Genomic DNA, 13,441 nt, shown 5'->3' on the forward strand with positions numbered 1-13,441 from the left:
AACCATTATCCTGAAAATATGCACGGACGACCCCCTCTCCCACGGGAGAGGGAGAAGGACAAGGGCTACTTCGTAACGCGATCGTACCAGACCATATCCGCGTTCAGCCCCTGCTGATACCCCTTCACGTTATCGCGCACCACGATCTGGGTTTTACCCTGATCGACAAATACGTATGGCGAGCTCTGCTGCAGCTGTTCCTGCATCTTCTTGTACAGATCCAGACGCTTCGCCGGATCCGGTTCGGCAACCGCCGCCAGCGTGGCCTTGTTCAGCTCCGGGATTTTCCAGCCGTTCAGACCGGCCACGGTGCTGGACTTCCCGTCGTTCCACGCGAAGGCGCTGGCGTTAGAGTGCGCATCGAAGTAGTCCGGGATCCACAGACGAATCGCCGCCTGATGCTGCTTAGCGCGCACGCGGGCATAGACCTGACTCCCGGCGGCAGGCAGCAGATCCACCTTCACGCCACCCTGCGCAAAGCTCGCCTGCATCGACTGGGCGATGGTGATAAACGGCGGCTTGTTCTCTACGTCCAGCGTGAAGTGCGCGTCCTTAATGCCCGCTTTGGCGAGAATGGCTTTCGCTTTTGCCGGGTCAAACTTAAACGGATTGTCTTCCAGCGCGCCTGGCAGACCGACCGGCAGGAAGCTCTGGTGAACAAAATACTGGCCTTTCAGCAGGTTTTTGGTAATGCCTTCATAGTCCACCAGCCAGCGCGACGCTTCCCAGAAGGCCGGGTTATTCAGCAGCGGGTTAGCGCTGTTGCCGGTGTTAAACACCAGGTAATTCTGCTCGGCGGACGGAATGCTCAGCACCTTCACGCCCGGCTTGCCGTCGAGCGCGCTAATCTGGTCTGCACCCAGATCGCGCGCCACATCCGCATCACCCTGCTGGATCAGCAGGCGGCGTGAAGCCGGATCGGGGACGTTTTTAATGATGATGCTTTTGAGCTTCGGCGCGCCGCCGGGCGCGGAGTCGTTAGCTTCCAGCACGATGGCCTGATGCGGCTGATAGACGCGCATTTTGAACGCGCCGCTGCCCGCCGAGTGCATTTTCAGCCACGCGTTACCGAAGTCATTATCCTTCACGTTCGCGGCGACCTGCTTTTCATCGACGATAGAGGCAATCGGCGTGGAGAGAATATTCAGCGCCACAGACGGGCTGACGTCCGCCGTCCAGTGCAGCTGGAGGGTGTGATCGTCCACCTTTTTCAGCTGGCTGGCGATGTTGCTCGCGTCCCAGCCCAGCACGTTGAGGATAAAGGCCGGGGATTTGTTCAGCGTCACGGCGCGGGTGTAGGAGAAAATCACGTCTTCCGGGCGCAGCGGGTTGCCGGAGGCGAATTTCGCATCGGGTTTAAGCTTGATGGTCAGGGTTTTTGCTGCCGCGTCCGCTTCCCAGCTTTCCGCCAGAATCGGCGTGATTTTTTCCGGATTATCGCGGTCCGGCTGGACCAGACGCTGGTACAGGCTCGGCACGGTCTGGATGCTGGAGAGCTCGTTGGCTTCGGCCGGGTCGAGGCTCACGATGTCATCCAGCCCCTGGGCAACCACCAGCGTGTTGGGCGGAGTAGCGGCGTGGGTAGCGCTTGAGAGCGCAGCCAGCACCAGTAACGGCAACAGTTTTTTTGTCATAGCGATCCCTGAGAAGAATATATTGTGATTGTTTTATGCTCCGCTACGTTAGGGCGACTGTGACATTCCACAAAGTCGAAATTCAGCTTTACTTATGCCTTCCGGGAATATCGCATGCGCTCGGGCTATTAAAACACGCTGCTTTTCGCGCGCTTTTTAACCTGCTATAACAAATGCCTTACCTTTCAGGGAGTCACCGCCGTGCCCGAAATCAATCAACATGGTCAAACCGTTAACGATATCGTTCCCGACTGGAAAGGCGCGCGCCCGTTAACCCGCACGCCGCTGTTCGGCCAGTATTGCCGCCTGGAGCCGCTGGACGCCGATCGCCACGCGGCCGATCTCTATGAGGCCTACGCGCTGGGCGACGACAGCGACTGGACGTGGCTTGCCAGCACGCAGCCAGAGAGCGTGGAAGCCACCGCGCACTGGATCATGGCGAAGGTCATGGACGATGAGCTGGTGCCATTTGCCGTCATTGACTTACGTACCGAACGGGCGGTGGGGCTGGTGAGCTATATGGCCAACGAGCGGCTGCTGGGGTCGGTGGAGATAGGACACGTCACCTGGTCGCGTAAAATGAAAGGTTCCCGCATCGGCACTGAAACGGTGTGGCTGCTGCTGAAAAATGCGTTTGAGCACGGCTACCGGCGCCTCGAGTGGAAGTGCGATTCGATGAACGTTGCCTCACGCAGGGCGGCGGAGCGGCTGGGGTTTGTCTGGGAAGGGCGCCTGCGCCAGAAGCTGGTGCGCAAAGGGCGCAACCGCGACAGCGATATGCTTTCTATTATTGACGGCGAATGGCCGCAAAGAGATGCGGAGCTGCGCGCCTGGCTGGCGGCGGAGAATTTTGACGACGACGGGCGTCAGATAAAGCGTCTTGAGGCGTTTCGGTTATAAGTTTTTTATGTAGGGTACAGCGTAAACGCGCGGCTAATCCGCGGAAATCGCGATTTCAATCAGGTTGGTTTTTCCTGACTGTAGCCCGCGCGCTACCGCTTCGGCGATATCGGCAGCTTCGGTTACCCGGCAGCAGTGGACGCCCATGGCGGTGGCCAGCGACTGAAAATCGATATGCGGGTTCACCAGGTCCATCCCGATAAAACGCCCCAGCCGCGTTGAGCTGTAGTCAGCATGGCTCTTCATAAAGTTTTTCAGGATGTTGTACTCCCTGTTATTCATGACGATAAAGGTGACCGGCAGATTTTCGTGTGCCGCCGTCCAGAGCGCCTGCGGCGAGTACAGGGAGGCTCCGTCACCTATCAGGCAGACCACCGGCTCCCGTCCGCGTCCCAGCGAGTGCCCTACTGAGGCAGGCATCCCCCAGCCCAGTCCGCCGCCGCGCATAAAGTAGTAGCGCTGGTGCTGCTGGTCAGAGATGAACCGGCGGACATGCCTGGCGGTCGCTATCGCCTCATCAACGATGGTGGTACCCGCCGGAATGGATCGGATGACTTCCCATGCTGCGACCATCGGTGAGATCGCCGGGCGTAGCCGCTCGGCGGTCAGACGTTCCTCCTGCTGCTGCCACTCCTTCTCCCGTTCGTCACGGGCTGCGACCAGCAGCCGCTGGTGGACCAGCCTGCTGGCGATCAGGCGCTGCTCAAGCTTTGGCAGCAGTTCGTGCAGGGACAATTTGATATCCCCCATCACCGAAAGGCGAGTGGCATAGGTGCGGCCAAGTTCGTGCATATCCGCAGAGAGCTGATACACCGCGCAGGTCGCCGGAATGGCCTCCCCCTCGCTGTACAAAATGGTGATCAGGCTTCTGCCGCCGATGATGAATACGGCATCGTAGGCATTGATGATGTTGGCGATTTCGCTGGCGGTGGTGGGCATATTGCCCCGCCAGAGCGCGTGCTGAGTGGGAAAAGGCAAATTCAGCGGCCAGGAGGAGCCGTAGACGTGGGCGCTGAGCGCTTCCGCCAGTTGGACAATCTCCTGCGTCGAGCCGCTGGAGTGCACCTCATCGCCCGCCACAATCATGATCCTGCCGGGCGTAACCTGGCTCAGTTCTTCGGCCAGTTCGTCCAGCGAGCCCGCCACGGTGTGGTAGTTCACTTTAGAGGCCGTTTGTATCCCGGCGTCGCTGAGCTCTTCCATCACGTTCATTGGCAGAGAGAGCAGCACCGGACCGGCCGGAGGATAGCTGGCAGCGTGAAACGCGCGGCGCACCAGCACCGGGAGCTGGTCGGCGCTGGTGACCTCCTGCGCCCATTTCATGACCGGGGAGCCAATGGAAACAATATCATCATACAGCAGCGGGTCGCGGACGTAGTGCCGCGTATCCTGCTGTCCAACGGTGACCACCAGCGGGGTTTTCATGATCCGCGAATTAATCAGATTCCCCATGCCGTGCCCCAGACCGCTGGCGGTATGCAAATTGATAAAGCCCGTTTTGCCGGAGGCTTTCGCATAGCCGTCAGCAATTGCCACCACGGTGCTCTCCTGTAGCGCCAGAATATAATGAATATTTTCATGGCGAAGCAGGGCATCAATGAGCGGAAGCTCGGTGGTACCGGGGTTGCCAAAAATATATTCCACGCCTTCACTCTCCAGCACTTCAAGGAGAATATCGGCACCCGTTCGCATATTGAGATCTGATAAGGACGTTAATGATTTAATCATACTGACACCTCATTCAGTATTAATTAACCCAGGCTAAAATTCTTCCTGCGTCGGACGAACAACAATTTCATTAATATCAACGTCGCCAGGCTGTTCAATAGCAAATAAAACCGCGCGGGCAATTGCTTCAGCCGGAATAGCCTGCTTATAAAACTCATGGAGAAATTTTTTGCTCTCTTCGTCAGAGCTACCGAATTGCAGTTCGCTCTCGACGGCACCGGGCGAAATAAGCGTCGTGCGGAGGGTTTTACCCGCCTCCTGACGTAAGCCTTCACTCAGCGCGCGGACGGCGAATTTCGTGGCGCTGTACACCACGCCGCCAGGCGCCAGCACCTTGATGCCCGCGACGGAGGCAACGTTAATAAAATGCCCGCTGCCCTGACGCTGGAACACCGGGAAAGCGGCAGCGATGCCGTACAGTACCCCTTTCAGATTGGTATCAATCATCTTGTCCCATTCGTCGGTTTTCAGCTCGCTGAGGGGGGCGATAGCCATAAAGCCCGCGTTGTTGATCAGCACATCCACGCGCTGGTAGGCGGCAACGGCAGCGTCAATGGCGCGCTGAACCTCTTCCTGACGGGTGACATCGGCCTTCACGGCAATAGCCTTGCCGCCTTGCTGAATAATCTGATCCACCAGGGCATTAATTCTGTCCAGACGGCGCGCCACCAGCACCAGCGAAAACGCGTTATTCGCTAAATGGAGGGCAATCGCCTGACCAATACCGCTGCTGGCACCGGTAATGACAACAACCTTGTTTGCACTATTATTCATGATCTTATCTCGCTATTGAGTGATGCAAAAAATAAAAGGCAGAGAAGCGTTAATGAATAATGATAAATTCATTAACGCGGGTTTTTGATATATTGTGTATCGGGAGTAAAATGATGTTCGTTTAAAACTTAATGGAGTACGGAAGAGTCTGTCAATGTCGTTTTTTAATAATTAAATTAATTGCAGGCCTAATATTTAATTCTTATGGGTGACAGAAAATAATATCGAAATGATGCGGGGGTGTTGAAAACCCTCTCCTTTTACGGAGAGGGGGTGGCAATTATGCTCTCTGCGTTACCTGACGAACCGGTGCCCCGTTCGCCACATAATACGCGGCCGTGCTCTTCGCCAGCGGCTCGCGTCCGCGAATGGCGTCGGCAATCTTCTCGCCGATCATAATGGTGGTGGCGTTCAGGTTGCCGGTGATGATCTGCGGCATGATCGACGCATCCACCACGCGCAGGCCTTCCAGTCCGTGAACGCGGCCTTCGCCGTCAACCACCGCCATCTCGTCATAGCCCATCTTGCAGGTGCCGCACGGATGGAAGGCGGTTTCGGCGTGGTTGCGCACGAACTCGTCCAGCTGCTCGTCGGTCTGGCATTCGATACCTGGGCTGATTTCGCGCCCCCGGTACTTGTCCAGCGCGGGCTGGTGCATGATCTCGCGGGTAATGCGGATCGCGTCGCGGAACTCCTGCCAGTCCTGCTCGTGGGACATATAGTTGAACAGGATCGCCGGATGCTGGTGCGGATCGCGCGACTGGATGCGCACGTGTCCACGGCTTGGTGAACGCATGGATCCGACGTGGCACTGGAAGCCATGTTCTTTCACCGCGTTCGAGCCGTTGTAGTTAATCGCCACCGGCAGGAAGTGGTACTGAATGTTCGGCCATTCAAACTCTTCACGGCTGCGGATAAACCCGCCCGCTTCGAAGTGGTTGCTCGCGCCCACGCCGGTGCCGCCAAACAGCCACTCGGCGCCAATCTTCGGCTGGTTCCACCACTGCAGGGCTGGGTAGAGGGAGACCGGCTCTTTGCATTCGTACTGGAGGTACATCTCCAGGTGATCCTGCAGGTTTTCGCCCACGCCGGGCAGATCGTGTACCAGCGGGATATCGAACTGTTTCAGCAGGTCAGCGTTGCCCACGCCGGAGCGCTGGAGGATCTGCGGGGAGGCAATCGCCCCGGCGCTCAGCAGCACTTCTTTTTTTGCCGTCGCTTTGGATGGGATGGTGCTTTCACCCTCCAGCCACTCGACGCCCACCGCGCGCTTGCCCTCAAAGAGGATGCGATCGGTCATGGCGTGGGTGCGGATGGTCAGGTTTGGGCGCGGTTTCGCCTGATCCAGATAGCCGCGCGCGGTGCTGGCGCGTCGGCCCTGCGGCGTGACCGTGCGGTCCATCGGGCCGAAGCCTTCCTGCTGGTAGCCGTTAAGATCGTCGGTGCGAGGATAGCCCGCCTGCACGCCCGCCTCCACCATCGCCTCAAACAGCGGGTTCACACCCGGTTTCGAGGTGGTGACGCTCACCGGACCGTCGCCGCCGTGGTAGTCGTTCGGCCCCACGTCGCGGGTCTCTGCCTTGCGGTAGTAGGGCAGGCAGTTGAGGTAGCTCCAGTGCTCCAGGCCCGGCTCTTTCGCCCAGTGGTCGAGGTCCATCGCGTTACCGCGGATGTAGCACATGCCGTTGATCAGCGACGAGCCGCCCAGCCCTTTGCCGCGTCCGCACTCCATGCGGCGGTTGTTCATGTACGGCTCTGGTTCGGTTTCGTACGCCCAGTTGTAGCGCTTGCCCTGCAGCGGGAACGCCAGCGCGGCGGGCATCTGGGTGCGGAAGTCAAAGCGGTAATCCGGTCCGCCTGCTTCAAGCAGCAGGACGGTGGTGTTCGGATCTTCAGTCAGTCGTGTAGCCAGCACGTTGCCGGCAGAGCCGGCACCGATAATGATGTAGTCAAATTGCAAATAAACCTCCCGGTTAAAATATGGACTGGAATTTACCCATCTCAACCTGGATGGACTTCACCTGGGTATAGCTCTGCAGCGTCATCACGCCATTCTCGCGGCCAATGCCGGAGTGCTTGTAGCCGCCGACCGGCATCTCTGCGGCGGATTCACCCCAGGTGTTGATCCAGCAGATGCCCGCTTCGAGCTGATGAATGGTGCCGTGGGCGCGGTTCAGGTCGGCCGTGACGATGCCTGCCGCCAGCCCGTAGTCGGTGTCGTTGGCGCGGCGAATCGCTTCCTCAATGGACTCATAGGTCAGGATGGACATCACCGGGCCGAAGATCTCTTCGCGCACGATGGTCATCTCGTCGGTGCAGTCGGTGAACACGGTCGGGGCCACCCACGCGCCGTTATCGAAGCCTTCGCCCTTCAGCACGTCGCCGCCGCACAGCACGCGCGCGCCTTCCTCTTTGCCTTTGGCGATGTAGCGCATCACGCTGTCGCGGTGCGGGAAGCTGACCATCGGACCAAAGTTGGTAGCTTCATCGAACAGATCGCCCGCGCGGATGCGGCCCACGCGCTCAACGATTTTCTGCTCGAACGCGGCTTTGAACTTGGCCGGAACAAACACGCGGGTGCCGTTGGTGCACACCTGGCCGGAGCTGAAGAAGTTGGCCATCATGGCGATGTCCGCCGCGAGATCCAGATCGGCGTCGTCGAAAATAATCAGCGGGGATTTACCGCCCAGCTCCATCGTCACCTCTTTCAGGGACGAGGCCGCGGCGTTCGCCATCACCTTTTTGCCGCTGGCGACGCCGCCAGTAAAGGAGACTTTGGCGATGCCCGGATGCTCGGTCAGGTACTGGCCGGTCTCCGCGCCCACGCCCGGCAGGACGTTAAACACGCCGTCCGGCAGGCCCGCTTCGGTGTAGATCTCGGCAAGCTTCAGAGCGGTAAGCGGCGTCACTTCGCTTGGCTTGAAGATCATCGCGTTGCCCGCCGCCAGCGCCGGGGCCGATTTCCACAGGGCGATCTGGATCGGGTAGTTCCACGCCCCGATACCCGCCACCACGCCCAGCGGCTCGCGGCGGGTGTAGACGAATGAGGTCTCGCGCAATGGGATCTGACTGCCTTCCAGCGCCGGGATCAGTCCCGCGTAGTACTCCAGCACGTCCGCGCCGGTGACGATATCCACGGTTGAGGTTTCGGAATACGCTTTACCGGTGTCGAGGGTTTCCAGCTTTGCCAGATCGTCGTTGCGCTCGCGCAGGATATCGACGGCGCGACGCAGGATGCGAGAGCGCTCCATGGCGGTCATCGCCGCCCAGACTTTTTGCCCGCGCGTTGCGCTTTCTACGGCGCGATCGACGTCTTCGCGCCCGGCGGCCTGTACGCTCGCCAGGACTTCACCGTTGGCCGGGTCGATGGTCTCGAAGGTGCGACCGCTGGTGGCCGATGTATAACCACCATTGATATAAAGCTGCTGTTCTGCCATTCGGGACATAAATTCTCCTCGGTTATTCGGTCGGTAAATGCTGGCTGATAAAGTGGCTGGTGAGCGATTGTGCCAGGGTTTTATCCAGCGGCTTGCCGCTTAGCGCGGCGCGCAGCCACAGCCCGTCGATCAGCGCCGCCAGGCCGTAGCCCGCCTCTTCGGCCTGTTCGCGCGGCAGTTCGCGGCGGAACTCGTACACCAGGTTCGACAGCAGGCGGCGGCTGCTTACCTGCTGCAGGCGGTAGAGCATCGGCTGGTGCATGCTGCTTGCCCAGAAGGCCAGCCAGGCCTTCATTGCCGCGCCGCTGGTCTGGGTTTCATCAAAATTGCCGCCGACAATCGCCTGCAGGCGCTGCTCCGCGCTGGCGTCCGGCAGGGCGCGTAAGCGGCTTAATACCGCGTCGCGCAGCTGGCCGGTGATATCGCGCATGGTTGCTTCCAGCAGACCGTTTTTGTCTTTGAAATAGTGACTGATGATCCCCGTGGAAACGCCCGCCCGACGGGCGATCTGCGCGATCGTCGCGTCATGCATTCCCACTTCATTTATTGCTTCCAGCGTGGCGTCGATAAGCTGCCTGCGCCGGATCGGCTGCATCCCCACTTTGGGCATTTTTGCCACTCCATTCATCAGCGTTGGTTAACCATTAAAGCGGTTTTTGATTGGACGTTCAATATAAAATGTGTCTTAATTGTTGCGGATTTGGATTTTAATAGTTACAAAAACAGTGGGGATACTGGATGACAGACCTTTCACAGGACAGAGAAAAAGACAAAATCAACCCGGTCGTTTTTTATACGTCTGCCGGGCTGATTTTGTTGTTTTCCCTGACAACGATCTTCTTTCGCGATTTTTCTGCCGAGTGGATTGGGCGCACCCTGAACTGGGTTTCGAAGACCTTCGGCTGGTACTACCTGCTGGCGGCGACGCTCTATATCGTCTTCGTGGTCTGCATTGCCTGCTCGCGCTTTGGTTCGGTGAAGCTCGGGCCAGAGCAGTCAAAGCCCGAGTTCAGCCTGCCGAGCTGGGCCGCAATGCTGTTTGCCGCGGGCATCGGCATCGACCTGATGTTCTTCTCCGTGGCCGAACCGGTCACGCAGTATATGCAGCCGCCGGAAGGGGCAGGGCAGACGATGGAGGCCGCGCGCCAGGCGATGGTCTGGACGCTGTTCCACTACGGCCTGACCGGCTGGTCAATGTACGCCCTGATGGGCATGGCGCTGGGATACTTTAGCTATCGTTATAATTTGCCCCTCACCATCCGCTCCGCGCTGTACCCGATTTTCGGTAAAAAGATAAACGGCCCGATTGGCCACAGCGTCGACATTGCGGCGGTGATCGGCACCATCTTCGGTATCGCGACGACGCTTGGGATTGGCGTGGTGCAGCTTAACTACGGGCTGAGCGTGCTGTTTGATATTCCGGATTCGATGGCGGCGAAAGCGGCGCTGATTGCGCTCTCCGTCATTATCGCCACCATTTCGGTGACGTCGGGCGTCGATAAGGGCATCCGCGTGCTCTCCGAGCTGAACGTGGCGCTGGCGCTGGGCCTGATCCTGTTCGTGCTGTTTATGGGCGATACCTCGTTCCTGCTCAATGCCTTAGTGCTGAACGTGGGCGACTATGTGAACCGCTTTATGGGCATGACGCTGAACAGCTTCGCCTTCGACCGCCCTGTAGAGTGGATGAACAACTGGACGCTGTTCTTCTGGGCGTGGTGGGTCGCGTGGTCGCCGTTCGTTGGCCTGTTCCTGGCGCGTATTTCACGTGGCCGCACCATCCGCCAGTTTGTGATGGGCACGCTGATCATCCCGTTCACCTTTACCCTGCTGTGGCTGTCGGTGTTCGGCAACAGCGCGCTGCACGAGATTATCCACGGCAATGCTACTTTCGCGCAGGAAGCGATGGCGCACCCGGAGCGAGGCTTCTACAGCCTGCTGGCGCAGTATCCGGCGTTCACCTTTAGCGCCTCCGTGGCGACTATTACCGGCCTGCTGTTTTACGTCACCTCGGCGGATTCCGGCGCGCTGGTGCTGGGTAACTTCACCTCGAAGCTGAAGGACATCAACAGCGATGCCCCGAACTGGCTGCGCATCTTCTGGTCCGTCGCCATCGGCCTGCTGACGCTCGGCATGCTGATGACCAACGGCATCTCGGCGCTGCAGAACACCACGGTGATCATGGGGCTGCCGTTCAGCTTCGTCATCTTCTTTGTCATGGCCGGGCTGTATAAGTCCCTCAAGGTGGAAGATTACCGCCGCGTCAGCGCCAGCCGCGACACCGCGCCGCGCCCGATGGGCGCGCAGGACAGGCTGAGCTGGAAGAAACGTCTGTCGCGCCTGATGAACTACCCGGGCACGCGCTACACCAAACAGATGATGGAGACGGTCTGCTTCCCCGCCATGGAAGAGGTAGCCCAGGAGCTGAAGCTGCGTGGTGCTTACGTGGAGCTGAAAAACCTGCCGCCGGAGGAGGGCGAGACCCTGGGGCACCTGGATCTGCTGGTGCATATGGGCGACGAGCAGAATTTTGTCTACCAGATCTGGCCGCAGCAGTACTCGGTCCCCGGCTTTACCTACCGGGCGCGCAGCGGGAAATCGACCTACTACCGGCTTGAGACCTTCCTGCTGGAAGGGAGCCAGGGGAACGATTTGATGGACTACAGCAAGGAGCAGGTAATTACGGACATTCTGGATCAGTATGAACGGCACCTGAACTTTATCCATCTGCACAGGGAAGCGCCGGGGAATAGCGTGATGTTCCCGGATGTTTGAACCATTTCGTGTATGAATGACAGGGCACCCGTAACGGGTGCCGCTATCATCTATCCTGAACGTGAAGACCGGTTTTCCAGATAAAGAAGCTTACCGTGTCGACTAATTTTGAATCGGCCTCGGCATAGGTTGCGGCACTGTGTCCTCCCTGACGGTAAGCCAGAACCAGCACACTGCGCGGCGAGCCTATTTCCTCTAAACGGGCGGCGAATTTTGCTGTTTGCCACGGGGAAACGCGCTGGTCATGCAGGCCTACGGTTAACAGGACGGGAGGATAACGTTTTTCAGGTACCAGATGCCGGTAAGCATCTATTTTCAGTAAGTTTAGCCTGCCAGACGGCGTTAGCGGCGATCCCAGTTCGTCATAGTTCATCACGCCTATCGGAATGTTATCCAGTCGGCTGGTATTGAGTATCCCTGCGTCTATGGCCACAGCGGCAAACAGTTCCGGGCGACGGGTCATCGCCATACTCACGATAATTCCCCCCGCGCTTTCACCCCCGATTGCCAGTTTTGACGGTGAGGTGTAGCGACTGTCGATAAGATATTCCGCGCAACGGATAAAATCGGTAATGGAATTTTCTTTCTTATCCGCTCTTCCTTCCTCGTGCCATGCGGGGCCCAGTTCGCCGCCTCCGCGTACATGCGCGATAGCGAGAATACCGCCTTGTTCAAGCCAGAGCAGGCGCGACAGATCGAATGATGGAAATGTACTTACACCATACGCGCCATAAGCCGTCAACCAGGTAGGGACCGAACCATCGCGCGCAATACCTTTACGGTATATGAGGGTCAGTGGGACGCGAATATTGTCTGCTGTAGTGACCCATTTTTCTTCCGTCACATAGTCTGTCAGGGGCTGGCTTAACGGCGGTATTAACTCTGTTTTCTGGATGATGTTATCTGCAGGTTGATAATGATAAATGACGGGGGGCTTCAGCCAGCCCTGGCGGGTGAAGAGAATGTCCTGACTATCGCTGCTGGCAAATATCGCACTCACGTCTTCATCTGCAGGGACCGGAATTGCCTGGTGGTTACTGATATCAGCAAACGGAATACGCATGAATTTACTGCTTCCGGCGTTATGATAAGCCACATAAAGTGAATCCCTGCTCAGGCTTAATTGTGTTAACTCTCCGTTCGACCAGCTCATCACGGGTTCTTTAGTGGAGGCAGGAGCCGCCAGATTGATGCGTGAAATATCATAGCCTGAGGAGGCGTTATAGCTCGCCAGATAAATCCACTCCCCGGAATAAACAAAGGCAGAAACATTTTTATCGGGATCAACAATCCTGGTCCAGTTGAGCGTGCCGTTGCCATCTGCGTCTTTTTTAGCGGAAAAAAGAGAGCTGCCATAACCGCTAATGGATTTTGACACGTTAACAATCAGGTAGTCAGAATCAGGGGAGGCGTAAAGATTAACGTTTTCGCAGGATTGCTGTGCGAGTTCTGGAATGGTGCGCCAGTCAAACGTCATAATATCGTTGTTGCTTTCTATATGATGGAGGTAGACCTTGCCGCAGGTTTGCCGTCCTGAATCCTGAGTGATGGTGTTGAGACTATAATAAAAGGACTGATTATCCGAGGCCCAGACAACGCTGGGATAGCGAACGTCGGGTATATGCGTATCTAATACGACATTATCCACAACCCGGATAACGGTAATTCTCGTGCTTTCAGTCCCGTTTCTTGAGAGCCCAAAAGCCACGTAGCGACCATCATGTGAAGGGCTAAAAAAATTAATCCCATAGCCAACAGGCGGATCAATGAGCACCCGTTCCGGTTTTCCCTTCTGTCTTACAAACAGCCGCAGGTATGGGTGTTCGACCGTTGAGCGTAGATAAAAACGATTTTGTCCCGCATCATAAATATCAGAAATAGTGGGGGCCGTATTCTCCAGCTCGCTTAACCTTTTCGCCAGCGCGTTTCTCCATGGAAGGGCGTGGAGTGTCTTAACCGTCTGGTTTGAGCGTTGATTTAACCAGCGAGCAGTCTGTTGGGGGTGAGTTTCCATCCAATGATAAGGATCCATGCCGTCCTCATAGGGATTTTCGTTAGCATGAGCGAAAAAGAGACAGCCGAAAAATGCGAGGATAGTAATAATTATCTGTTTGCTGATAGGTTTTATTCTCGGTATCAGACAATGTTTCATTTCTGGCTGGGCTCATGTTGTTCTGTTAGTGGCGTTAGTTAGTC

The 13,441-nt window shown here is 57.4% G+C and carries 9 protein-coding genes; 2 read left to right on the forward strand and 7 right to left on the reverse strand.

Features of this window, described 5'->3' with window-relative positions:
* Nucleotides 1–65: 65 nt before the first annotated feature.
* The gene (locus AC0TN7_RS16855) at nt 66–1,634 is read right to left on the reverse strand and encodes an ABC transporter substrate-binding protein (protein WP_473702292.1); all 1,569 of its coding nucleotides are present in this window, start codon (nt 1,632–1,634) and stop codon (nt 66–68) included.
* Between the two features lie 201 nt (nt 1,635–1,835).
* On the opposite strand from AC0TN7_RS16855, the gene AC0TN7_RS16860 reads away from it, so the two are divergent.
* Nucleotides 1,836–2,534, forward strand: a complete 699-nt coding sequence (locus AC0TN7_RS16860) for a GNAT family N-acetyltransferase (RefSeq protein ID WP_473702293.1) — start codon at nt 1,836–1,838, stop codon at nt 2,532–2,534.
* Nucleotides 2,535–2,567: 33 nt separating this feature from the next.
* On the opposite strand, the gene AC0TN7_RS16865 is transcribed toward AC0TN7_RS16860, so the two are convergent.
* From AC0TN7_RS16865 to betI, 5 genes are all read right to left on the reverse strand, one after another.
* A complete protein-coding gene (locus AC0TN7_RS16865) occupies nt 2,568–4,262 on the reverse strand; it encodes a thiamine pyrophosphate-binding protein (RefSeq protein WP_473702294.1) in 1,695 nt (564 codons plus the stop codon).
* A gap of 33 nt (nt 4,263–4,295) precedes the next feature.
* Nucleotides 4,296–5,036, reverse strand: coding sequence for an SDR family oxidoreductase (locus AC0TN7_RS16870; RefSeq protein WP_061715795.1), 741 nt, complete (start codon nt 5,034–5,036; stop codon nt 4,296–4,298).
* A gap of 280 nt (nt 5,037–5,316) precedes the next feature.
* Entirely contained in the window at nt 5,317–6,996 is a 1,680-nt protein-coding gene (gene betA / locus AC0TN7_RS16875; protein WP_473702295.1) for a choline dehydrogenase, read from the reverse strand.
* Between the two features lie 13 nt (nt 6,997–7,009).
* On the reverse strand, nt 7,010–8,482 hold the full coding sequence (gene betB, locus AC0TN7_RS16880) for a betaine-aldehyde dehydrogenase (RefSeq protein ID WP_290094572.1): 1,473 nt from the start codon (nt 8,480–8,482) through the stop codon (nt 7,010–7,012).
* A gap of 13 nt (nt 8,483–8,495) precedes the next feature.
* Entirely contained in the window at nt 8,496–9,083 is a 588-nt protein-coding gene (gene betI, locus AC0TN7_RS16885; protein ID WP_024906969.1) for a transcriptional regulator BetI, read from the reverse strand.
* 128 nt (nt 9,084–9,211) lie between these two features.
* Between betI and betT the strand changes: the two genes are divergently transcribed.
* Nucleotides 9,212–11,245 carry a choline BCCT transporter BetT gene (betT, locus tag AC0TN7_RS16890; RefSeq protein ID WP_290094573.1) on the forward strand — a complete coding sequence of 678 codons (2,034 nt, stop codon included), beginning with the start codon at nt 9,212–9,214 and terminating at the stop codon, nt 11,243–11,245.
* 46 nt (nt 11,246–11,291) lie between these two features.
* Here the strand turns inward: betT and AC0TN7_RS16895 are convergent, their stop codons facing one another.
* Nucleotides 11,292–13,397, reverse strand: a complete 2,106-nt coding sequence (locus AC0TN7_RS16895; RefSeq protein WP_473702296.1) for a prolyl oligopeptidase family serine peptidase — start codon at nt 13,395–13,397, stop codon at nt 11,292–11,294.
* Nucleotides 13,398–13,441: the final 44 nt, after the last annotated feature.

Source organism: Enterobacter sp. PL_is511 (genome assembly GCF_055816065.1).